16 protein-coding genes and 2 rRNA genes (1 of these 18 only partly in view) are annotated in these 21,191 nt (G+C 63.5%); 12 read left to right on the top strand and 6 right to left on the bottom strand.

Features of this window, described 5'->3' with window-relative positions; translation table 11 throughout:
• A 23S ribosomal RNA gene (locus AMD14_RS20045) occupies positions 1-1,705 on the top strand (it extends 1,176 nt beyond the left edge of the window).
• Between the two features lie 125 nt (positions 1,706-1,830).
• Positions 1,831-1,945: ribosomal RNA gene (gene rrf, locus AMD14_RS20040) — 5S ribosomal RNA — on the top strand.
• 795 nt (positions 1,946-2,740) lie between these two features.
• Here the strand turns inward: rrf and putA are convergent.
• Entirely contained in the window at positions 2,741-5,941 is a 3,201-nt protein-coding gene (gene putA / locus AMD14_RS20030) for a bifunctional proline dehydrogenase/L-glutamate gamma-semialdehyde dehydrogenase PutA (RefSeq protein WP_011052586.1), read from the bottom strand.
• Positions 5,942-6,217: 276 nt separating this feature from the next.
• On the opposite strand from putA, the gene AMD14_RS20025 reads away from it, so the two are divergent.
• Genes AMD14_RS20025 through AMD14_RS20005 form a run of 6 tightly spaced genes read left to right on the top strand, consistent with a single transcriptional unit; the run spans position 6,218 to position 11,001 of the window.
• Positions 6,218-6,694: a DUF2244 domain-containing protein gene (locus AMD14_RS20025; RefSeq protein ID WP_003484655.1), complete on the top strand. Its 477-nt coding sequence runs from the start codon at positions 6,218-6,220 to the stop codon at positions 6,692-6,694.
• Between the two features lie 16 nt (positions 6,695-6,710).
• A complete protein-coding gene (coxB, locus tag AMD14_RS20020; RefSeq protein ID WP_011052584.1) occupies positions 6,711-7,697 on the top strand; it encodes a cytochrome c oxidase subunit II in 987 nt (328 codons plus the stop codon).
• A gap of 38 nt (positions 7,698-7,735) precedes the next feature.
• Positions 7,736-9,340 carry a cytochrome c oxidase subunit I gene (ctaD, locus tag AMD14_RS20015; RefSeq protein WP_011052583.1) on the top strand — a complete coding sequence of 535 codons (1,605 nt, stop codon included), beginning with the start codon at positions 7,736-7,738 and terminating at the stop codon, positions 9,338-9,340.
• A complete protein-coding gene (locus tag AMD14_RS25120; RefSeq protein ID WP_003484652.1) occupies positions 9,321-9,494 on the top strand; it encodes a hypothetical protein in 174 nt (57 codons plus the stop codon). Before ctaD ends, AMD14_RS25120 begins: the two co-directional genes overlap by 20 nt.
• Positions 9,491-10,087 (top strand): cytochrome c oxidase assembly protein, encoded by a 597-nt coding sequence (locus AMD14_RS20010; RefSeq protein ID WP_003484651.1) that lies wholly within the window; start codon positions 9,491-9,493, stop codon positions 10,085-10,087. Before AMD14_RS25120 ends, AMD14_RS20010 begins: the two co-directional genes overlap by 4 nt.
• Positions 10,088-10,125: 38 nt before the next feature.
• Positions 10,126-11,001, top strand: a complete 876-nt coding sequence (locus AMD14_RS20005) for a cytochrome c oxidase subunit 3 (protein WP_005911522.1) — start codon at positions 10,126-10,128, stop codon at positions 10,999-11,001.
• A gap of 82 nt (positions 11,002-11,083) precedes the next feature.
• Here AMD14_RS20005 and AMD14_RS20000 read toward each other — a convergent pair whose 3' ends face one another.
• Positions 11,084-11,302: a twin transmembrane helix small protein gene (locus AMD14_RS20000; protein WP_003484642.1), complete on the bottom strand. Its 219-nt coding sequence runs from the start codon at positions 11,300-11,302 to the stop codon at positions 11,084-11,086.
• A 60-nt stretch (positions 11,303-11,362) separates the two neighbouring features.
• Between AMD14_RS20000 and AMD14_RS19995 the strand changes: the two genes are divergently transcribed.
• From AMD14_RS19995 to cyoE, 4 genes are read left to right on the top strand one after another with little or no spacing between them, the layout of a single operon-like run.
• Entirely contained in the window at positions 11,363-12,085 is a 723-nt protein-coding gene (locus AMD14_RS19995; protein ID WP_011052582.1) for an SURF1 family protein, read from the top strand.
• 27 nt (positions 12,086-12,112) lie between these two features.
• Positions 12,113-12,688, top strand: coding sequence for a redox-active disulfide-containing membrane protein (locus AMD14_RS19990; RefSeq protein WP_003484638.1), 576 nt, complete (start codon positions 12,113-12,115; stop codon positions 12,686-12,688).
• Between the two features lie 10 nt (positions 12,689-12,698).
• Positions 12,699-13,862, top strand: coding sequence for a COX15/CtaA family protein (locus AMD14_RS19985; protein WP_015463686.1), 1,164 nt, complete (start codon positions 12,699-12,701; stop codon positions 13,860-13,862).
• A 2-nt stretch (positions 13,863-13,864) separates the two neighbouring features.
• A complete protein-coding gene (gene cyoE / locus AMD14_RS19980; RefSeq protein WP_005923011.1) occupies positions 13,865-14,761 on the top strand; it encodes a heme o synthase in 897 nt (298 codons plus the stop codon).
• 250 nt (positions 14,762-15,011) lie between these two features.
• Here cyoE and AMD14_RS19975 read toward each other — a convergent pair whose 3' ends face one another.
• From AMD14_RS19975 to AMD14_RS19960, 4 genes are all read right to left on the bottom strand, one after another.
• Entirely contained in the window at positions 15,012-16,592 is a 1,581-nt protein-coding gene (locus AMD14_RS19975) for a thioredoxin family protein (RefSeq protein WP_011052580.1), read from the bottom strand.
• A gap of 170 nt (positions 16,593-16,762) precedes the next feature.
• The gene (locus AMD14_RS19970) at positions 16,763-17,809 is read right to left on the bottom strand and encodes a bile acid:sodium symporter family protein (protein WP_005911511.1); all 1,047 of its coding nucleotides are present in this window, start codon (positions 17,807-17,809) and stop codon (positions 16,763-16,765) included.
• Positions 17,810-17,908: 99 nt separating this feature from the next.
• Positions 17,909-19,657, bottom strand: a complete 1,749-nt coding sequence (dnaG, locus tag AMD14_RS19965; RefSeq protein WP_005911510.1) for a DNA primase — start codon at positions 19,655-19,657, stop codon at positions 17,909-17,911.
• A gap of 83 nt (positions 19,658-19,740) precedes the next feature.
• Entirely contained in the window at positions 19,741-20,703 is a 963-nt protein-coding gene (locus AMD14_RS19960) for a YihY/virulence factor BrkB family protein (RefSeq protein ID WP_005911507.1), read from the bottom strand.
• Between the last annotated feature and the right edge of the window lie 488 nt (positions 20,704-21,191).

The following is a 21,191-nucleotide window of genomic DNA, read 5'->3' as shown; positions in this document are numbered from 1 at the left end:
AGCGTTCCGTAAGCCTGCGAAGGTGGATTGAGAAGTCTGCTGGAGGTATCGGAAGTGCGAATGCTGACATGAGTAACGATAATGCGGGTGAAAAGCCCGCACGCCGAAAGCCCAAGGTTTCCTTGCGCAACGTTAATCGACGCAGGGTTAGTCGGTCCCTAAGGCGAGGGCGAAAGCCGTAGTCGATGGGAAGCAGGTTAATATTCCTGCACCTCGCGTGAGTGCGATGGAGGGACGGAGAAGGTTAGGTGTACCGGGCGTTGGTTGTCCCGGGGAAAGGCGGTAGGTTTGGATCTTTGGCAAATCCGGGATCCTTTAAGACCGAGCACCGAGACGAGCCTTTTTGGCGAAGTCACTGATACCACGCTTCCAGGAAAAGCTCCTAAGCTTCAGCTCACGAAGACCGTACCGTAAACCGACACAGGTGGGTAGGATGAGAATTCTCAGGCGCTTGAGAGAACTCGGGTGAAGGAACTAGGCAACATGGCACCGTAACTTCGGGAGAAGGTGCACCCTTTTTGGTGGCTCATGCGAGCTATAGCTGAAGAGGGTCGCAGAAACCAGGCCGCTGCGACTGTTTATCAAAAACACAGCACTCTGCAAACACGAAAGTGGACGTATAGGGTGTGACGCCTGCCCGGTGCTGGAAGGTTAATTGATGGGGTCAGCCGCAAGGCGAAGCTCTTGATCGAAGCCCCAGTAAACGGCGGCCGTAACTATAACGGTCCTAAGGTAGCGAAATTCCTTGTCGGGTAAGTTCCGACCTGCACGAATGGCGTAACGACAGCGGCGCTGTCTCCACCCGAGACTCAGTGAAATTGAAATCGCTGTGAAGATGCAGCGTTCCCGTGGCAAGACGGAAAGACCCCGTGAACCTTTACTATAGCTTTACACTGAACGTTGAGTTCGTCTGTGTAGGATAGGTGGGAGGCTATGAAACTGTGGCGCTAGCTGCAGTGGAGCCATCCTTGAAATACCACCCTGTCGTGCTTGACGTTCTAACCTAGGTCCGTTATCCGGATCAGGGACCGTGTATGGTGGGTAGTTTGACTGGGGCGGTCTCCTCCTAAAGAGTAACGGAGGAGCACGAAGGTACGCTCAGCGCGGTCGGACATCGCGCACTGTGTGCAAAGGCATAAGCGTGCTTGACTGCAAGATCGACGGATCAAGCAGGTACGAAAGTAGGTCTTAGTGATCCGGTGGTTCTGTATGGAAGGGCCATCGCTCAACGGATAAAAGGTACTCCGGGGATAACAGGCTGATACCGCCCAAGAGTTCATATCGACGGCGGTGTTTGGCACCTCGATGTCGGCTCATCACATCCTGGGGCTGTAGTCGGTCCCAAGGGTATGGCTGTTCGCCATTTAAAGTGGTACGCGAGCTGGGTTCAGAACGTCGTGAGACAGTTCGGTCCCTATCTGCCATGGGCGTTGGAAGTTTGAGAGGGGCTGCTCCTAGTACGAGAGGACCGGAGTGGACGAACCTCTGGTGTTCCGGTTGTCACGCCAGTGGCATTGCCGGGTAGCTATGTTCGGAAGCGATAACCGCTGAAAGCATCTAAGCGGGAAGCGCGCCTCAAGATGAGACTTCCCGGGGCACAAGCCCCCTAAAGGAACCATGTAGACTACGTGGTTGATAGGTCAGGTGTGTAAGTACAGCAATGTATTGAGCTAACTGATACTAATGATCCGTGCGGCTTGACCATATAACCTCAAGTTGCCTTGGTCCCAACGAACGTTGGTAGATCACCAAACGCAAGCTACGTCACAAGTTACCTCTGCGAGACGCGCGCCTCATCCGATCTTTGGATGGCGACGCTCCAACCGTCTCCCTGGTGAAATTAGCGCTGTGGAACCACCCGATCCCATCCCGAACTCGGAAGTGAAACGCAGCTGCGCCGATGGTAGTGTGGCTCAAGCCATGCGAGAGTAGGTCATCGCCAGGGGCTTTACCCCGAATCCCTCAGTCCAATGGACTGAGGGTTTCTTTTTGCGCCAGCGCTGGACAGCACTGCGCGCAACGCGACTCACATCCCGCCACGCCGTGGCTGCGTCGGGGGGAGTTGGCGCATTGCGCCGCTTGCTGATCGGCGCCTCGGCACCGAGATCGCCCTGCTCGCGGCAACAGAGCCACGCCAAGTGTCCCGCACGGGTGTTGGCACGAAGCCTTGTAACGCAGCACTCGCAAATCCCTTGGAAAAGGGGCGCGCTCCGCCTCTCTGGGCGTCAACCTGCCTGGCCAATGCCAGACGCACGGTGCGGCAGTTGCTGTAGCTGATAACAGACATTGCCCATGACAGCCTCGCTTGGCCGACGTCCTTGCCCGCATATCCCTGACACAAAGGACGGCCTAAAGCAGATCGATCACGGCATCTGCGATGTTTCCCACATCTTTGATGAGACCAGATGCAAGGCACCAGTGGTAACACGACGCGCGGTGAAGGTGTCCGATAACTCTTGGATCGAATCCAGCGATGTACGCCATCAGGGCGCCCGCTTGGGAGCCGTCGATTCGAATAGCTGGCGAAGTGCGCCACGAACGCCCGCCCCTTGTTCGCCGCGCTGTGACCGATGCTCTGGATCGTTGGGATATCCACCACGACTGACAATCTGAAAAGCTGCGCCAGCCAACAAAAACCCCGCATGAGCGGGGTTTTTGTTGTTGTGCTGACAGTACATCTGGCTGCAATCGGTAATGACGAACCGAGCAGCGTGCAGACGCCGGCATCTGCTGGCCGGCATTAGTCACCCAAGGTCAATAGCGAGGCGTTGCCGCCTGCCGCGGTGGTGTTGACGGTGACGACCTTCTCGGTCGCGAAACGCAGCAGGTAATGCGGGCCGCCGGCCTTGGGGCCGGTGCCGGACAGGCCCTGGCCGCCGAACGGTTGTACGCCGACCACGGCGCCGATCTGGTTGCGATTGACGTAGACGTTGCCTACCGCCACGCGCGAGGTGATGCGGTCGATTGTCTCATCGATACGCGAATGGACACCCAACGTGAGGCCGTAACCGGTCGCGTTGATCTGCTCGATGACGGCATCGAGCTGGTCGGCTTTCCAGCGAATCACGTGCAGCACCGGCCCGAAGATTTCACGCTGCAGCTGGGACAGCGATGTCAGCTCATAGGCGCGTGGAGCGAAAAAGCTGCCGTGTGCGGTGCTACCGTCCAGGGCGGTGCTGCCGATCAGACGCGCTTGCCGATCCATGCGTGCAGCGTGATCGTCGAGAATCTTGAGGGCATCGGCATCGATGACAGGGCCAACGTCGGTCGATGGCAGGCCCGGATCGCCGATCTTCAACTCACCCATCGCACCGGCCAGCATCGTCATGACCTTGTCGGCGATGTCGTCCTGGACGAACAGGACGCGCGCCGCGGAGCAGCGCTGCCCGGCCGAGATGAAGGCACTGGAAATGGCGTCTTTGACCACCGCTTCGGGCAGCGAGGACGAGTCAGCGATGAAGGCGTTCTGGCCGCCGGTTTCGGCGATCAAGACGCCGATGGCAGCATCGCGTGCGGCCAGGGTGCGGTTGATGATGCGTGCGGTTTCGGTAGAACCGGTGAATGCAACGCCGGCAACGCGCGGGTCGTTGGTCAGCGCAGCACCAACGGTAGCGCCATCACCTGGCAGGAACTGCACAGCCGCTTCCGGTACGCCGGCTTCGTGCAGCAGCTTGACCGCTGCAAAGCCGATCAGGTTGGTCTGCTCGGCCGGTTTGGCGATGACCGTGTTGCCGGCCGCCAGCGCTGCGGCGACCTGACCGAGGAAGATCGCCAACGGGAAGTTCCACGGACTGATGCAGACAAAGACGCCACGCCCGTGCAGCTGCAGCTCGTTGGATTCGCCGGTCGGTCCAGGCAGGCGCTCCGGGGCACCGAACTGCGCACGCGCCTGGCCGGCGTAATAGCGCAGGAAATCGACGGCCTCGCGGACTTCGGCCACTGCGTCGGGCAGCGTCTTGCCGGCTTCCTTGACGCAGATCGCCATGAACTCGGACATGCGCGTTTCGAGCAGATCAGCTGCATGTTCCAGGATAGTGGCGCGGCTCGCTGCAGGTGTGCGGTTCCAGGCCGGCTGCGCGGCCACAGCGCTGGCCAGCGACTTCTGGACGGTGTCCGGATCGGCCGGGTGCCACTGTCCAACCGTCTCGCGGCGATCTGCCGGATTCAACACCGCTTGGCTGGGCGTGCTGATCAGCGCACCAGGCACCAGGGGCGTGGCCTTCCACGGTTTGATCGCGGCGTTGAGTTGCTCGGCCAGCTGGCGCAGATCGTTGTCGTTGGCGAGATTGGCGCCCATGGAGTTTTTCCTGTTCTGGTTCTGGCTACGCAGCAAATCGGCTGGCAGTGGAATCTTGGGATGCGGGATGGAAGTAAATGACGTCACAGCCTCGACCGGGTCGCGGATGAGGTCTTCGATGGCGACATCCTCGTCGGTGATGCGATTGACGAAGCTGGAATTGGCGCCGTTTTCGAGCAAACGGCGCACCAGATACGGCAGCAGATCTTCGTGCGAGCCGACCGGTGCATAGACGCGGCATGGCAGATCGAGACGATCGGCAGGAATCACTTCGGCATACAGGTCATCGCCCATGCCGTGCAGTTTCTGGTGCTCGTAGGTCTTGCCTGCCGCAATCGCACGGACTGCCGCAATGGTCTGCGCGTTGTGCGTGGCGAACATCGGGTAGAGCGCGTCGCTGTGCGCGAACATGCGACGTGCGCATGCCAGGTACGACACGTCGGTGTTCTGCTTGCGCGTAAACACCGGGTAGCCGGGATGCCCTTCGATCTGCGCGCGCTTGATCTCTGCGTCCCAGTACGCGCCTTTGACCAGGCGCACCGGAATACGTCGTCCGACACGGCGCGCCAGATCGGCAAGAAAATCGATCGTGTACGGCGTGCGTTTTTGATAGGCCTGCACGGCCAGGCCATAGCCTTCCCAGCCATCCAATGACGGGTCGGAGAAGGTGGCCTCGATGATGTCCAGCGACAGTTCCAGCCGGTCGGCTTCTTCGGCGTCGACGGTGTAGCCGATGCCGTACGACTTGGCCAACTGCGCAAGTTCCAGCACGCCCGGCACCAGCTCTGCCATCACGCGGGCGCGCTTGGCATGCTCGTAACGCGGATACAGCGCCGACAACTTGATCGAGATGCTGGGCGCGGCAAATACATCGGTACCGACGAAGCTACCGCTGCGGCCGATCGCATGAATCGCATCCCGATACGCCTGCAGATAGCGCTGCGCATCCTTCATGGTGAGCGCGCCTTCGCCAAGCATGTCGAACGAATAACGGTAGTTGGCGTTGTCGCCCTTGCGCGAACGCGACAGCGCCTCGCCGATGGTGCGGCCCATGACGAACTGATGGCCCATGATCTTCATGGCCTGGCGCACGGCCAGGCGAATGACCGGCTCGCCGACGCGGCCGATCAGGCGCTTGAAGGCGCCCGGCACATCGGCGCGGGTGAGGTCGTTGAGCTGCACCAACTGACCGGTCAGCATCAGGCCCCAGGTGGAAGCGTTGACCAGCACCGAATCGCTGCCGCCCATATGCTTCTTCCAATCCGCATCGCCAAGCTTGTCGCGGATCAGCTTGTCGGCAGTGTCCTGGTCGGGAATGCGCAACAGCGCCTCGGCCACGCACATCAGCAGCACGCCTTCTTCGCTGCCCAGGTCGTATTGGCGCATGAAGGCTTCGATGGCGCCCTGGTCCTGCGAACGCGCCCGCACACGGGTAACCAGATCGGCAGCGATCGCCTGCACGTTGGCTTGCTCAGCGACAGGCAGGCGTGCCTGGTCGAGCAATTCACGCACGTGCTCGGTTTCGTCCTTGAGCCAGGCCGCGGTGATGGCGGCACGCAAAGCGCCAGGTGCGGCGGGCAGTTCGGGCGCCAGCAGCGGGCGCGCAACTGAGGTGGAGGCAAGCGGGTCGAGCTGAGCGTTCATGCGAAAGGTGCCTTGGATTCCGTGCTCATTCTAGTGAGCCAAACGGCTCGCGCACTTGTGTGGAAGCGGCGGCTTTCCCGCCGTTTTGTGCATGCCGCCGGCGCAGGTGCGCGGTGCGGGGTGTCGGCACGACGATCGTCGTGAGACTTGGAAGTGATTGATTTAGACGCACTTTTAGCTGCACTGCAGCAAATTTTTGATCGCCGGAAATGCTTGCCGCATGCGTTGGCGCGGGTCTACCATCGGGCTATTCCCGCAGTGCGCTGCGTGCTGTTTATGATCGAAGTGCTGCCGTTGATGTCCGGAGGGGTTGGGACGCAGCTGCGGTTGCGGCCTCCGCGGGCACTGTCGGCCAAGCAATTCGTGCAGCTGTTCGCAGTGTTAGCGGGAACGATGTGGTTATTTGCAGGCCTGGGGTGGTGGACCGGCAATGCGTTCGCGCCGGTTTTTGCCCTGGTACACAGTGGTGTGGTGGCGCTGGCGCTACGGCAGTTGTGGCGAAGTGGCGAGCGCGAAGAAGCGATCCGGGTGGGGGAGGCCGTTGTCGAGGTGTTTCCGTCCGGGCATGCGCCACCAGCGTTTCAGGCACATCCGCACTGGGTGCGGCTTTGCATAGAACGCGATGACAGGGTGTTGCTGGTCAGCAGCGGCAAGCAGATCGAGATCGGAAGTTTTCTCGGGCCGGCCGAACGTGTGGAACTGGCAACGACGCTCAAACGCTTGCTCGCGGCCGCCAATGGCCGTCACCGATGACGTAAGGGTCTAGGCAATGACGCAACGCAGCAGCTGGAAGTCGATCAACACCTGCACACAAGTAGGCCTGGCGATGGCGGCGCTGTTGAGCGCGCCGGTGGCCTGGGCGCAATCGGCCGATCCAAAGGAATGGCAGCTCAACATGGGGCGCGGGGTGACCCAGACCGCGCGCATGGCCTACGAGGCGCACATGGTGGCGCTGTGGGTGTGCGTGGCGATTGGCGCGCTGGTGTTTTCGGCGATGGGCTATGCGATGTTCAAGTTCCGCAAGTCCAAGGGCGCGGTGGCCGCGCAATTCAGTCACAACACCACCGCGGAAGTGCTGTGGACGGTGATTCCGGTCCTGGTGCTGATCGCGATGGCGTGGCCGGCGACGGCGAAACTGATCGCGATGTACGACACCCGCGAATCGGAAATGACGGTCAAGGTGACCGGCTATCAGTGGATGTGGAAATACGAATATCTGGGCCAGGGCGTGGAATTCACCAGTCGCCTGGCACGCGAATCCGATCGCATCCGCCAAAGCGGCGAGCGCCCCACCGCGGCCTCGCAGCCGCATTATCTGCTGGATGTCGACAACCGCCTGGTGCTGCCGGTCAATACCAAGATCCGCTTCGTGATTACTGCCGACGATGTGATCCATGCCTGGTGGGTGCCGGCGCTGGGATGGAAGCAAGATGCGATTCCCGGCATCGTCAACGAAGCCTGGACCAACATCGAGCAACCGGGCGTGTATCGCGGGCAGTGCGCCGAGTTGTGCGGCAAGGATCATGGCTTCATGCCGATCGTGGTGGAGGCGCTGCCCAAGGCTGACTTCCAGCGCTGGCTGGCGTCGCGTCGTCGTGCGTCAGGCACGGCGCCGGGAGCGGCGCCTGCGGCGCCTGCGGCGCCAGCCGCCGCACCGACGCCGGCCAGTGCACCGGCCGCTCCGGCCGCTCCGGCAGGTGACGCCGCGCCTGCCGCGGTACCGGCCCAGGCCGCAGCACCGACCGCCGCTCTCTAATCGCCCGCAACCGCTCGCTTCGCAGAGGTCGTTCCGTCATGGCGCATACCGCAGTCGATCACCACGGACACCACCAGCCCGGTTTCGTCGAGCGCTGGTTCTTTTCGACCAATCACAAGGACATCGGCACGCTGTACCTGCTGTTCTCCTTCGTGATGTTCATCATCGGCGCGGCGATGAGCGTCGTGATTCGCGCCGAATTGATGCAGCCAGGCTTGCAGTTCGTCAAACCGGAATTCTTCAACCAGATGACCACCGTGCATGCACTGGTGATGATCTTCGGCGGTGTGATGCCGGCTTTCGTCGGCTTGGCCAACTGGATGATCCCGTTGCAGATCGGTGCACCGGACATGGCATTGCCGCGCATGAACAACTGGTCGTTCTGGTTGCTGCCGGTCGCCTTTACCCTGCTGCTGCTGACGCTGTTCCTGCCGGGTGGCGCGCCAGCCGGTGGCTGGACGCTGTACCCCCCGCTGTCGCTGCAGGGCGGGTACAACGTCGCCTTCAGTGTGTTTGCGATCCATGTGGCCGGCGTCAGTTCGATCATGGGCGCGATCAACATCATCGCCACCGTTCTCAACATGCGCGCGCCAGGCATCGATCTGCTGAAGATGCCGATCTTCTGTTGGGCCTGGCTGATCACCGCGTTCCTGCTGATCGCGGTGATGCCGGTGCTGGCCGGCGCAGTGACGATGTTGCTGACCGACAAGTTCTTCGGCACCAGTTTCTTCAACGCGGCCGGCGGCGGCGACCCGGTGATGTACCAGCACATCTTCTGGTTCTTCGGGCACCCGGAGGTGTACATCATGATCTTGCCGGCGTTCGGCGTGGTCAGCGAAATCATCCCGACCTTCAGCCGCAAGCCGCTGTTCGGTTATCAGGCGATGGTGTACGCCATCGCAGCGATCGCGTTCCTGAGCTTTATCGTCTGGGCGCACCACATGTTCACCGTGGGCATGCCGCTCGGTGGCGAAATCTATTTCATGTTCGCCACCATGCTGATCTCCATCCCGACCGGGGTGAAGGTGTTCAACTGGGTCAGCACGATGTGGAAAGGCTCGCTGACCTTCGAATCGCCGATGTTGTGGGCCGTGGCGTTCGTGATCCTCTTCAGCATCGGTGGTTTTTCCGGCTTGATGCTGGCGATCGTGCCAGCGGATTTCCAGTATCACGACACCTACTTCGTGGTGGCCCATTTCCACTACGTGCTGGTGACCGGTGCGGTGTTCGCGCTGATTGCGGCGGTGTACTACTGGTGGCCCAAGTGGACCGGGCGGATGTACAACGAGAACTGGGCCAAGGTGCACTTCTGGTGGACGATGGTATTCGTCAACCTGCTGTTTTTCCCGCAGCACTTCCTCGGCTTGGCCGGCATGCCGCGGCGCATTCCCGACTACAACGTGGTGTTCGCCGACTGGAATCTGGTCAGTTCGATCGGTGCGTTCGGCATGTTCGTCACGCCGTTCCTGATGGCCGCGATCCTGCTGTCCTCGTTGCGGAGTGGCGCGCGGGCACAGGCGCGTTCCTGGGAAGGTGCCAAGGGCCTGGAATGGACGGTGCCGTCACCTGCCCCGGCGCATACCTTCACCGTGCCGCCGGTGATCAAGCCTGGAGATCTTGCGCATGAAGACATCGGCCACTGAGTCCGCCTCGGAGCCGGCGGTGACGCGTTTGCTCTCTGCTGCGGAACGGCAGGCGCAGCAGCGCCGTGCGGTACGCCGTACCGCAATCACGGTCGGCATCATCGCGTTGCTGATCTATGCAGGCTTCATCGCCTCGGGAGTCATCGGGCGGTGAGTGCACGCGCGCCCGCACATGCACCAACCGCCGGCTTGTTCAAGCTGCTGGGCGTGGTGCTGGGCGTGTTTGTGCTGACGTTTTCCCTGGTGCCGCTCTACCGCATCGCCTGCGAGAAAGTGTTTGGCATCCGCATGGAGCGTGCGCCTGGCAGCACGCGCGCAAACGCGGGCGCGCCACCTGCCGCCGGCAAGCGCACGGTGCGCGTGGAGTTCGATGGCGGGGTCAATTCCAAACTGCCGTGGACCTTCCATCCCGAACAGATGACGATGGATGTGGTGCCGGGCGAGCTCAACGAGGCGCTGTATTTCGCGCGCAACGATGGCGCGCGTGCGGTGGTGGGCAGTGCGGTGCCCTCGGTTGCCCCTGCACGTGCGTCGGGCTACTTCAACAAAACCGAGTGCTTCTGCTTTACCGCGCAGACCTTGCAAGCCGGCGAAACGCGCGACATGCCGCTGCGTTTCATCGTCGACCCCGCACTGCCGCCGGAAGTCACCACGATTACCTTGTCCTATACGTTCTATCGCAACGACGCGCTGACCTCGGAACTGCAGGGCGGCGGCACGTCTGCCGCGCCGCGCGCCGCACCCTGATTCTTCATCCACACGCACCACGACACGGAAGCAACGCCATGGCCGATCACAGTCCCAACGCAGACGCGTATTTCGTCCCGAGCCAGAGCAAATGGCCCTTTGTCGGGTCGATTGCGATGTTCGTGATGATGATCGGCGTGGCCAGCTGGCTCAACGACGCCGCATGGGGGCGCTGGACCTTCTTCGCCGGCGTGGCGATGCTGCTGGCGACGTTGTTCATGTGGTTTGGCGATGTCATCCGCGAATCCAATGCCGGGCATTACAACCGCCAGGTGGATGGCTCGTTCCGCATGGGGATGGTGTGGTTCATCTTCTCCGAGGTGATGTTCTTCTGCGCGTTCTTCGGTGCGCTGTTCTACACGCGTGTGCTGACGCTGCCCTGGCTGGGCGGGGAAGGCGACGGCGTGATGACCAACGAACTGCTGTGGAATGGCTATTCCGCTGCCTGGCCGACCAATGGCCCGGGCACGATCGGTGGGCAGTTCCAGACCATCCCGGCCTGGGGCCTGCCGCTGATCAATACGCTGATCCTGCTCAGCTCCGGCGTGACCTTGACCATCGCCCACCACGCACTCAAGGGCGGGCGCCGTGGCGCGCTCTTGTTATGGCTGGGGTTGACCGTGCTGCTGGGTTGCGTGTTCCTGTTCTTGCAGGCCGAGGAATACATCCACGCCTATACCGAGCTCAATCTCACGCTGGGCTCGGGCATCTACGGTTCGACGTTCTTCATGCTGACCGGCTTCCACGGCATGCACGTGCTGCTGGGCACGATCATGTTGGCAGTGATGTGGCTGCGCGCGGCGAAAGGGCACTTCAGCCGCGACAATCACTTCGCTTTCGAAGCGGCTGCGTGGTACTGGCACTTCGTCGACGTGGTGTGGCTGGCGCTGTTTTTGTTCGTGTATGTCCTTTGAGAATCGGGAGTCGGGAATCGCCAGAGCGAGCCTGCTTTTGACTTTTACGATTCCCTACTCCCAATTCCCCTTTCCCGGCTCCTCAGCGGCCGAGCCCATGCGGCTTGATCCAGCCGGTATAGATGCCGAGGATCACGATGGCGATCAACGCCACCGATAGGCCGATGCGCCAGGTCAGGGCGTTGACGGTGCGCTTGGTCTGGCCGCGGTCGGTCAGCAGGTAGTAGAGGCCGGCGCCCAGGTTCCATAAGATCACGATCAGGAAGGCGACAATCAGCAGCGTCTTGAGCGAATCGTTCACAACAGCCCCGGGTGCAGTCGGCGTGGTGATGGCATTGCACGCCTTTTTGCGTCGCTTGTCATGACGCGCAAGCACACGGCGGTGTTTGGCTGGTGCTTGGCGCTGCTGGTGAGCGCGGGTTTTGCGGCGCTTGGGCATTGGCAACTGCAGCGGATGCATAGCAAGCAAGCCTTGCTGGACCGTGCCGCACATGTGCGAGACACCACGCTGCCCTTGGGGCAGGCGCTGGCGACGCCGAATGAGTTGGCATGGGTGCGTGGAAGCGTTCGTTTCTTGCCGCAACTGGTCTTGCTGGACAATCAGCTGCATGACGGACGTGCCGGCGTGCGCGTGTATCAGCTGGCAGCGCCAGAAGGCGTATCGACAGGCGTGCTGGTGGATCTGGGCTGGCTGCCATTACCGGCCGATCGGCAGCTGCCCGGCATCGTTGCGCTGAAAGGCGTGCAGACGGTGCAGGGTCTCTTGAGCGCACCGCCGTCGGCGGGATTGGCGATCGGGCCGGCGCTGGCGCCGGGGGCTGCGGCGCAGACCTGGCTGGCCACCCGACTGGATCTGCAGGTCCTACGCAGCCCGCTTGGCAGGCGCGACATTTCGTCGCAGGTCTTGCGCCTGGACCCTGCACTGCCGGTTGGCTACACACGCGATCTGGACATGCTGCCAAACACCCTGCCGCCCGCGCGGCACTTGGGTTATGCGGTGCAATGGTTCGGGCTGGCCGCTGCGGTCCTGGCGACCGCAACGCTGCTGACATGGCGTGCGCGCCGCCGCAGCCGCAGGCACTGACGCCTGCGGCATGAGAAAATCGCTGTCATGACCTCCTCCACATCGGCCACGCCGCATTCGGTCAAACGCGGCCGCAGGATGCTGATTGCCCTGGCGGTGCTGTTCTTCGGCTCGATGTTGCTGGCCGGCGTGCTGCGCTTCTCCGGATGGCAGCCGGCTTCCATGCGCAACAACGGCGAACTGCTGAAGCCGCCCGCGGATCTGCGGGCGCTGGTGCCGGTACGTGCGAACGGGCAGCCCTATGCCTGGGCGCCGAGCGAGCGCATCTGGCGCATTGCAGTGGCGCCGCCGGCCGATTGCACGCAGCAGTGCGTGGCCTTGGCCGCAGAGCTGGACAAGGTATGGCAACTGCTCGGGCATCGTGCCGACAAGGTGGAGGTACTGTGGATCGGTGCGCCGCCGGCGGGGCTGCCGCCGATGCCCGCATTGCGCGTGCTACGCGACGATGCCCCCTTGCGCCAGGCATTGCCGCGCGGCACCGATGCGGCCGGCGTGCCGGTGTATGTGATCGACCCCAATGGCTTTGTGATCCTGCGGTATGCCCCCGGCTTCGACCCGGCCGGCCTGCGGTCGGATCTGGTCAAGCTGCTGAAACTGATGTGAGCCCGTTTCGATGAACCTGTTTGCGCCACCGGCGTTGTTCCGTCACTTCCATCGCATGGCCTGGCTGGCCGCGCTGTTCACTGCGAGCACGATCCTGTTCGGGTCGTTCGTGCGGTTGTCCGATGCCGGCATGAGCTGCCCGGACTGGCCCACCTGCTACGGCCGTGTGACCTGGCCGCAGACCAGCGACGAAGCCAATACGCACGTGGCCAGCAAGATCCGCCCGCTGGAATCGCACAAGGCCTGGCGCGAACAGGTTCACCGTTTCCTGGCCGGTGCGTTGGGCGTGGAAGTGTTGGTGTTGTCGTTGCTGGCGGTGCGTCGCCGTCGCATGGGCATTGCCCAGGTGGTGTCGGCTGCGGTGCTGGTGGCGTTGTCGATCCCGCTCTACATGTCCGGCTGGCACGCCACGGCGTTCGGCATGGCGATCACCGGCGAGGCCATCCTGCTGCTGGCGGCATTGCGCTGGAGCAACATCGATCTGGCGCGCGCAGCGGTGCTGACGCTGGCGGTGGTGATCTTCCAGGCCTTGCTGGGCATGTGTACGGTGACGTTGCTGCTCAAGCCGATCGTGGTGATGGGGCACTTGCTGGGCGGTATGCTGATGTTCTCGCTGCTGGTGTGGATGGCCTGGCGTGCGACGCATCTGCCGATCACCCTGGCCGATGCATCGCGCTTGAAGTGGCTGCTGCGCCTGGGCGTGGCGGTGCTGGGTCTGCAGATCGCGCTCGGTGGCTGGGTCAGCGCCAACTACGCCGCGCTGGCGTGCGGCGGCGGCAGCTGGTCGGCCGACAACTTCCCGCGCTGCGTCAGCCAGTGGTGGCCGCCGCACGATTTCCGTGAAGGTTTCACGCTATGGCGCGGCATCGGGGTGGATTACGAAGGCGGCGTGCTGGACGGTGCGGCACGTATCGCGATCCAGATGGCGCACCGGCTATGGGCAATTGCGACCGCGCTGTACTTATGGTGGCTGGCCTGGCGCTTGTCGCGCTCGCCGGGCATGCGGGTGTGGGCCGGCGCATTGGCGCTGCTGGTGGCCGTGCAGGTGACCCTGGGCATGCTCAACGTGAAGCTGGCGCTGCCGCTGGAGGTCTCGCTCATGCATAACGGCGGGGCGGTGGCGTTGTTGTTCGTGCTGGTCTCGCTGCTGGCGCGGCTGCGCGCGCCGGAGTGAGCATGGCTGTCAGCGCACGCGATTATTGGGATCTGACCAAACCCAAGGTGGTGGCACTGATCGTGTTCACCGCCTTGGTGGGGATGTTCCTGGCTATTCCCGACATGCCGACCTGGCTGCAGGTGCGCACCGGCGCGCTGGGCTTCCTGGGCATCTGGCTGGCCGCCTCGGCGGCGGCGGCGATCAACCAATTGCTTGATGCCAAGATCGACGCACAGATGGCGCGCACCTCATGGCGCCCATTGGTGGTGGGCAAGGTGCGGCCCTGGCAGGTGCTGGTGTTCGCCGGCGTGCTGATCGTGATCTCCATGACCATTCTGGTGGTGTGGGTGAATGTCATCACCGCCGTGCTGACCTTCGCCTCGCTGATCGGGTATGCGGTGATCTACACCGTCTACCTGAAGCGCGCGACCTCCCAGAACATCGTGATCGGCGGCCTGGCCGGCGCCACGCCGCCGATGCTGGGCTGGGCCGCGGTGACCGGGCTGCCGACCAGCGCCGACTGGATCAATGCCTCGTTGCTGGTGCTGATCATCTTCATCTGGACGCCGCCGCATTTCTGGGCGCTGGCAATCTTTCGTCGCGCCGATTACGCCAAGGCGGCCATCCCGATGTTGCCGGTAACCCATGGTGTGCCGCATACGCGCAAGCAGATCCTGGTCTACACCGTATTGCTGGCGATCGTGACCTTGGCGCCGGTGGCGGTGGGCATGAGCGGGATGTTCTACCTGGGCGGCGCAGCCGTGCTCAATGCGGTGTTCCTCTGGTACGCGTGGCGCATGCTGAACCCGCCGGACGAACTGTTTTCGATGAAGATGTTCGGGTACTCCATCGTGTACCTGATGGCGTTGTTCGCCTTCCTGATGGTCGACCATCTGCTGCTGCCGTGGGTGCGCTAGTCGCTGCGCTGATACGAGCGGCAACGCGGTGTGGTCTGCCGCCACTGACTGCGTCGCACCAGCGTATGGATGGATCACGTCTATAGCGCGCCTGCAGCGCCTGCGGCGCGTGGCGAAAGATCGCCGGATGAGGCGCCGCGTGCGGCGCGTCGAGGTCACCAGCGGCGTCCACGTCAGCAGGCGCCGCGGTTTGCGGCTTGCAAGCTTCTGATCATCACGCGTTGCCAGCACACGGCAGAGCTGTGACGACTCAACTCAGCCAACTGGCGCACTCGCTGGTAGTTTTGCTGTTGCAGCTGGACTGCATTTTCTGTTGCAGACGTGCCAGCACTGCGCTGCCTTCGCGGCGGTGCTGCTTGCTCCAGGTCTTCAGTGCGGTGCCGAGGGTGGTGAAGCGCTGACGGGTACGTTGCCGGTAACCATCCGGTTGACCGGCCAACTCGCCAATCACCTGGGCGGCGGCGCTCTCGATGCCGGCAGTATCGTCCGGGCTGAGCCGGATCAGCCCATCTACGTACATCACGCCCCACTGCACGCGTGTGGCGGGGCCCTGCGCGCTGTCGTAGGCCCGTTTGAGCCACAACAGGGCGGTCTTCTTGTCGCCGCGTTGTTCGGCCAGATCGGCCAACTCGGGCATGTAGTAGTACGGGGTCTTGCTGCGCGACAACTCGGCCAGCAGCAATTGCTCTGCCGCGCTGCGATCGCCGACCTCGCTCAGCAACGCGGCGGCCGTGCTGATGGTGGATTGGCGCTCCTCGTCGGTCTTGGCCGTGTCGGTGGCCCACTGCACGCGCTGGTGCACGACCTCCACCACGTCTTTCGGCAGCGGCGGTTGCGGGCCTTCGGCTTCGGTTTCGGTGGGCTGGCCTTGTGCCAGGCGTGCCAGCTGGATGCGCGCATACGCGGTGCCAAGCCGGTCGGAAATCGGCAATGAAGGATCGGCGTAGACCTTGTCCAAGGCCTGATTCAGTGCGTTGGAGAGCGCGCTGCGCACGCCGGCTTCATTGCTGGCGGCGGTGACCAGGCGCGCCGGCACATAGTTCAGCGTGCCGAGATTGGCGCGCACTTCTGCCGGGTCGGCCAACACTGTTTCCAGCAGCGTGCGATTTGCGCTGCTGGCAGCCGGCGGGTGTTTGGCGGCACTGATGGCGGCCAGGGCGAAGCTGCGTTGCAGTGCCGGCTGTGGCGCCGATGCCGAGAGCCGGGTGAGCACGTCGGCGGCGTCATCGGGTTTGACCAGCCGGTCGTCGGTGCCCCAGGCATAGTTGCCGAGCACGGCCCAGTCGTCCGCGCTGAGCTGTTGCGGCGTGTGCAGCGCCTTGTCGAGCAGTTGCTGGGCGGTGCTGGTGCTCTTGGCCGCAACCCGCAACACCTCAGCCAGGCGTGCGTTATCGGCATCGCCTGCCAGCCGGGTGATTTCGCTGTGATCCGAGCGCAGCACGATGATGGTGGGATAGCCCTTGACCCCGAAGCGCTCGCCCCAGGCCTGCGCGCCTTCGGAATCGCCGTCCAGGTGCACGGCGACAAATTGCTGGGTGCGCGCGATGAAGGCCGGATCCTTGAACAGCGTGGCCTTGAGGCGATTGCAGGGCGGGCACCAGGCTGCGCCCCAATACAACAGGATCGGCTTGCCGCTGTCCTTGGCTTCGGCAAAAGCGTCTTCCACATCGCCCTCGCGCCAGGCGATGCCGGCAGCGGCTGTCGGCGTGGACGCTGTCTTGGGCTGTGGGGGCGCCGCAGGCGGTGCTGGTTTGTTGCAGGCGGCCAGCGCAGCCAGCACTGCCAGCAGCGCGATCAAGGATGGGGAAGGGCGTCGCAGCGACAGCGTCATGGCAAATCACCGTGGGGCGGCAGGAGGTCGATCACGCACTCTAGCGGCCGCTGGCGGACCAGGGCCGGAGTGCGTCATAACCGTTGTACATCTGCTTACAACCCGGATTTGCGGCGATGCGAACTGCTGTTACGCAATGCGCAGCGGGCAGGCGCTGGCGCGGCGCATCGTCAATGGCGCTCGGTTGCGCCTTGCGGCTGGCCCGAGGCACCGCGCGCATAACGTGCGGCCACAACGGCGCAGACGATCAGCTGCAGCTGGTGATACAACATGATCGGCAACACGATCGCGCCCAGCCCGCCGCCGGCAAACATCACCTTGGCCATCGGCACGCCAGTGGCCAAACTCTTCTTCGAGCCGCAGAAGACGATGGCGATTTCATCGGCGCGGCTGAAGTGCAGGCGCCGCGCGATGCAGGTGATCGAAAGCATCGCCATGGCCAACAACAACGCTGCAGCGCCGAGTACCGCCAGCAGCGCAGGCAGCGGCGTCTTCTGCCACAGCCCTTCGTTCACCGATGCGCTGAAGGCGGTATAGACCACCAGCAGAATGGTGCCTTGATCGGTGTAACGCAGCACGGCGCGATGGCGTTCGACCCAGCCGCCGATCCACGGACGCATGAAATGGCCGGCCAGAAACGGCACCAGCAATTGCAGCAGGATCTTGCCGATCGCCTCGGCCGGATGCGCCATCGCGCCTTGGCTGCCGACCAGTGCGCCCATCAGCAACGGGGTGAAAAACACGCCCAGCAGGCTGGAAAGCGAAGCCGCGCAGACCGCAGCCGGCACATTGCCGCGCGCCATCGATGTGAACGCGATCGAGGACTGCACCGTGGACGGCAGCGCGCACAGGAACAGCACGCCGACATACAGCTCCGGCGTCAGTACCAGATGCGCCAGTGGTTTGAACAACAGCCCAAGTAACGGGAACAGGACGAAGGTGCAGCCCAGAATCACCAGATGCAGGCGCCAGTGCAACGCGCCGGCCTTGACCGCTTCGCGCGACAGCCGCGCGCCGTGCAGGAAGAACAGCGCCGCGATCGCCACGTCGGTGACATCGTCCATGACCGCAGCAGCCGTACCCGAGACCGGGAGAAACGAGGCCAGTGCGACCGTGCACAGCAGCGCGAGGGTGAAGGGGTCAATGCGCAACCGCGCCAGCAGCTTCTTCATCGAGATCCAACGGTAGCGCGCGATCTTGCGCCTGGTATGGACCATTCTACGATGCGTGCTGTGGCATCGACGCCACCGTTCACGCCTGAAACGGCCCGGCGGTGCGCGATTGCCTTGCGCTGCATCCAGCCGCACAGCGCTGCATCACAACGCTGCGAGCGCCTTGAGCAGTTCGCGCATTTCGTATTTGTCGGTGTCGTCCAGCCCTTGCGCGCGCTGTTTGGCCTGCAGCTCTTCCACGCGCTGACGCAGCAACTGCTTGTCGAGTTGCGCGACGACGTCATGCAGCTCAAGCGTCCAACTGTGTTCGTCGCCGGGAAGCTCCTGCGCCGCCAGCTTCTGCAAGGCAGCGAGTTCCTCGCGCTCGGCGAAGTGCTCCAGCAGCGCGCCCGTGCTGATTTCCGGGCGTTGCCGGACCAGGTCCAGCAATTCCATCAACAAGTCGATCCCGGGCAGGCGCAGCCCGGAAAAATCATGCACGCCCTCCAGGCTCATCGCCAATGACGGCCGTTGCAGCAGGATGGCGATGGACGCACGCACCAGGCTGCGTTTCTGTGTGGGCGCGCCCATGCGGGCAGGCGGCCGCGGCCTGGGTGCGGGCTGCTGCGCAGACGCATTGGCGCCAACCCCGGTCAGGCGCGCCAGTTCCTGTTTCATCAGATCGCCGAATGCGCCCTCGGGGATTTGCGCCAACAGCGGGCGCGCACGTTCGGCCAGGCGCGCCTTGCCGTCCAGCGTGTGCAGGTTGATCTCACGCGACATCTCGTCGAAGAAGAACTGCGACAGCGGCGTGGCCTGTTTCAGGCGCTGATCGAAGGCCTGTGCGCCTTCCTTGCGTACGATGGTGTCCGGGTCCTCGCCATCGGGCAGGAACAGGAAAAACGCCTGGCGGCCATCCTTCATGCGCGGCAGCACCGATTCGAGCGCGCGCCAGCCGGCCTTGCGCCCGGCGTTGTCGCCATCGAAACAGAAATACACATCCGGCGCGTTGCGGAACAGCAGCTCGGCATGTTCGGGCGTGGTGGCGGTGCCCAGCGTGGCCACCGCCTGGGTGACGCCGAACTGGAACAGCGAGACCACGTCCATGTAGCCTTCCACCACGATCAGCCGCTCGATCTTCTGATTGGCCTGCCGCACCTGCCACAGGCCGTACAACTCGCGGCCCTTGTGGAACAGCGCGGTTTCCGGCGAGTTGAGGTACTTCGGCCCCGGGTCGCGGCCATCGGCCGGCGCGCCCATGATGCGTCCGCCGAAGGCGATCACGCGGCCGCGGCGGTCGAAGATCGGGAACATCACCCGGTCGCGGAACTTGTCGTACACATGGCCGCGATCGTTCTTGGAAAACAGCCCGGCGCGCTCGAGCACGCTCATGCGCCGCGCATCGGTGCCCAGGGTGTCCTTCAATGCGCTGTAGCCGTCGGGCGCATAGCCGATCTGGAAACGCGCGCGGTTGTCGGCATCCACGCCGCGCCCGTCCAGATAGTCGCGAGCGCGTCCGCTGCCCTCGAGCTGGCGCTGGAAGAACTTGGTGGCCGCTTCCAGTGCCGAGTACAGCTCGCGGCTGTCGTCCTGCTGTTGCGGCGTGCGTTGCTGCGTCTCGCGCGGGATGTCCATGCCGGCGCGCTTGGCCAGCTCGTCGACCGCATCGAGAAATTCGAGGCGGTCGTAATTCATCAGGAAACTGATTGCGGTGCCGTGCGCGCCACAGCCGAAGCAGTGATAGAACTGCTTGGTCGGCGACACCGTGAACGAGGCCGAACGCTCGTCGTGGAACGGGCAGCGCGCCGAATATTCCTTGCCCTGACGCTTGAGCGGCACGCGACCGCCCACCACCTCGACAATGTCGGTGCGTGCAAGCAGTTCGTCGATAAACGCGTCGGGGATGCGGGCCATCCCGCTAGGATATCCCAGCGGCCTGCCAGTACTTCGTCGCCCCCGCCGACGAGGCCGGGGAGGCCGGCACTGCAGCAGAGTCCTCAGCCGCGTGGCAGCGCGTGCGACTCCGATGCTGAAGATGCAGGCGCTGCATCGGCAGGCGGCACGATCACCGGCGGATGTTCCGGATCCACGCCCGCCTCGCGCAGCTTGCGATGCGAGCGCACCCGCTCGTCGATCACCGCGGTGATCAAGGCGCCGACGAAGAACACCACCGAGGCGTAGTACATCCACACCAGCAGGATGACCAATGTCCCCATCGAACCGTAGGCGCTGCCCGGCGCTGCGGTGGCGATGTACACGCCGATGGCGTAGCGGCCCAGCGCGAACAACACCGCGGTGATGACGCCGCCCAGGAACGCCTGGCGCCAGTCGACGGTGCGATCGGGCAGGTAGCGATACAGGAACGCGAACGCCAGCGAGTACAGGGCCAGCGTGGTCACGTAGCCGACTGCCGGCAGGACCGAGGGCAGGCGCGCAAAGACCACCTGCAGTGCGGTGGTGGCAATCATCGACACGATCAGCAAGAAGCCCAACGCCAGGATCACCCCGAACGAGAACACCCGCTTCTGCAGCCAAGCCATCAAGCCGTCCAGGCGTTGCTTGTCGGTGCGGAAGATCAGGTTCAAGGCGTTCTGCAACTGCGCAAACACCGCCGTGGCGCCGATGAACAGCAGTAGCGTGCTCCATACCCCGGCCAGCGAGCCAACGCCAGGTTGATCGGTGGCATTGCGAATGACGGTCTGCGCGACTTCGGCCGCGCTGCCGCCGGCCAATTGCCCGATTTGCTGCACCAATGCTTCCTGCGCTGGCGGATAGAGCGAGGCAGTCAGCCACAACAGCAGCACCAGCAACGGGGCCAGCGACAGCAGCGCGTAGAACGACAACGACGCCGCCTGCGTCATCACGTCGATCTCGATGAAGCGGTTCAGCAGCGCCATCGGCACGCTCCGCTGCAGACGGCTAAGATGCTTGTGCAGATAGGCGGAGGAAAGCGTCGTCACCGGTGGGAGGATCCTTGGCGCATACCGTTGGCGCGGAGGCGGCGTCAGGGCAAAGACGGTATGCGGAAAGACCTTGCCCATGCCTGCGCTGGCGTACCCGTTCTAGCAGGGCCGGATCGAAGGACGGGTGAAAGCGCGCACGTGTTGCGGGCTAAGCAGCAGGCGGCGCACCTGATATGCGCAGTCTGTTGCGCGTCGTGAGCAACGCGCGCGGCGTGTCTGTCAGCGCGTTCAATGTGCGCCAGTCGCCGGTGCACCTGTAGGGCCGCGTGCTTGGCACTGCCGGAGTCCACGCGACGACCGGGACGCAGACTGTGCAGAGCGCTTCGGCCGCATGCTGGGCCATGCGCGTTTGAACGAGGGCGCGCGCCCTGCCCGATGCGTTGCGTGTCGCAGATGTGCAACGGCCTTGGCGCTCCAGCGGCGTCTTGCAACATCACTGCGCGTTAAGAGGTCCGCCTTCCATTGGAAAAGCCGCTCGGTGGTGC

Source organism: Xanthomonas citri pv. citri (assembly GCF_000961215.1).
Classification (GTDB): domain Bacteria; phylum Pseudomonadota; class Gammaproteobacteria; order Xanthomonadales; family Xanthomonadaceae; genus Xanthomonas; species Xanthomonas cissicola.
The sequence above is the reverse complement of the archived record's forward strand: the minus strand, read 5'-3'. Positions and strand labels throughout refer to the sequence as shown.

Bases quoted from the DNA above. Each gene is read 5' to 3' on its own strand.
- putA (WP_011052586.1), bottom strand. From the start codon at position 5,941: ATGAACGCTCAGCTCGACCCGCTTGCCTCCACCTCAGTTGCGCGCCCG.
- AMD14_RS20025 (WP_003484655.1), top strand. From the start codon at position 6,218: ATGATCGAAGTGCTGCCGTTGATGTCCGGAGGGGTTGGGACGCAGCTG.
- coxB (WP_011052584.1), top strand. From the start codon at position 6,711: ATGACGCAACGCAGCAGCTGGAAGTCGATCAACACCTGCACACAAGTA.
- ctaD (WP_011052583.1), top strand. From the start codon at position 7,736: ATGGCGCATACCGCAGTCGATCACCACGGACACCACCAGCCCGGTTTC.
- AMD14_RS25120 (WP_003484652.1), top strand. From the start codon at position 9,321: ATGAAGACATCGGCCACTGAGTCCGCCTCGGAGCCGGCGGTGACGCGT.
- AMD14_RS20005 (WP_005911522.1), top strand. From the start codon at position 10,126: ATGGCCGATCACAGTCCCAACGCAGACGCGTATTTCGTCCCGAGCCAG.
- AMD14_RS19995 (WP_011052582.1), top strand. From the start codon at position 11,363: ATGACGCGCAAGCACACGGCGGTGTTTGGCTGGTGCTTGGCGCTGCTG.
- AMD14_RS19990 (WP_003484638.1), top strand. From the start codon at position 12,113: ATGACCTCCTCCACATCGGCCACGCCGCATTCGGTCAAACGCGGCCGC.
- AMD14_RS19985 (WP_015463686.1), top strand. From the start codon at position 12,699: ATGAACCTGTTTGCGCCACCGGCGTTGTTCCGTCACTTCCATCGCATG.
- cyoE (WP_005923011.1), top strand. From the start codon at position 13,865: ATGGCTGTCAGCGCACGCGATTATTGGGATCTGACCAAACCCAAGGTG.
- AMD14_RS19975 (WP_011052580.1), bottom strand. From the start codon at position 16,592: ATGACGCTGTCGCTGCGACGCCCTTCCCCATCCTTGATCGCGCTGCTG.
- AMD14_RS19970 (WP_005911511.1), bottom strand. From the start codon at position 17,809: ATGGTCCATACCAGGCGCAAGATCGCGCGCTACCGTTGGATCTCGATG.
- dnaG (WP_005911510.1), bottom strand. From the start codon at position 19,657: ATGGCCCGCATCCCCGACGCGTTTATCGACGAACTGCTTGCACGCACC.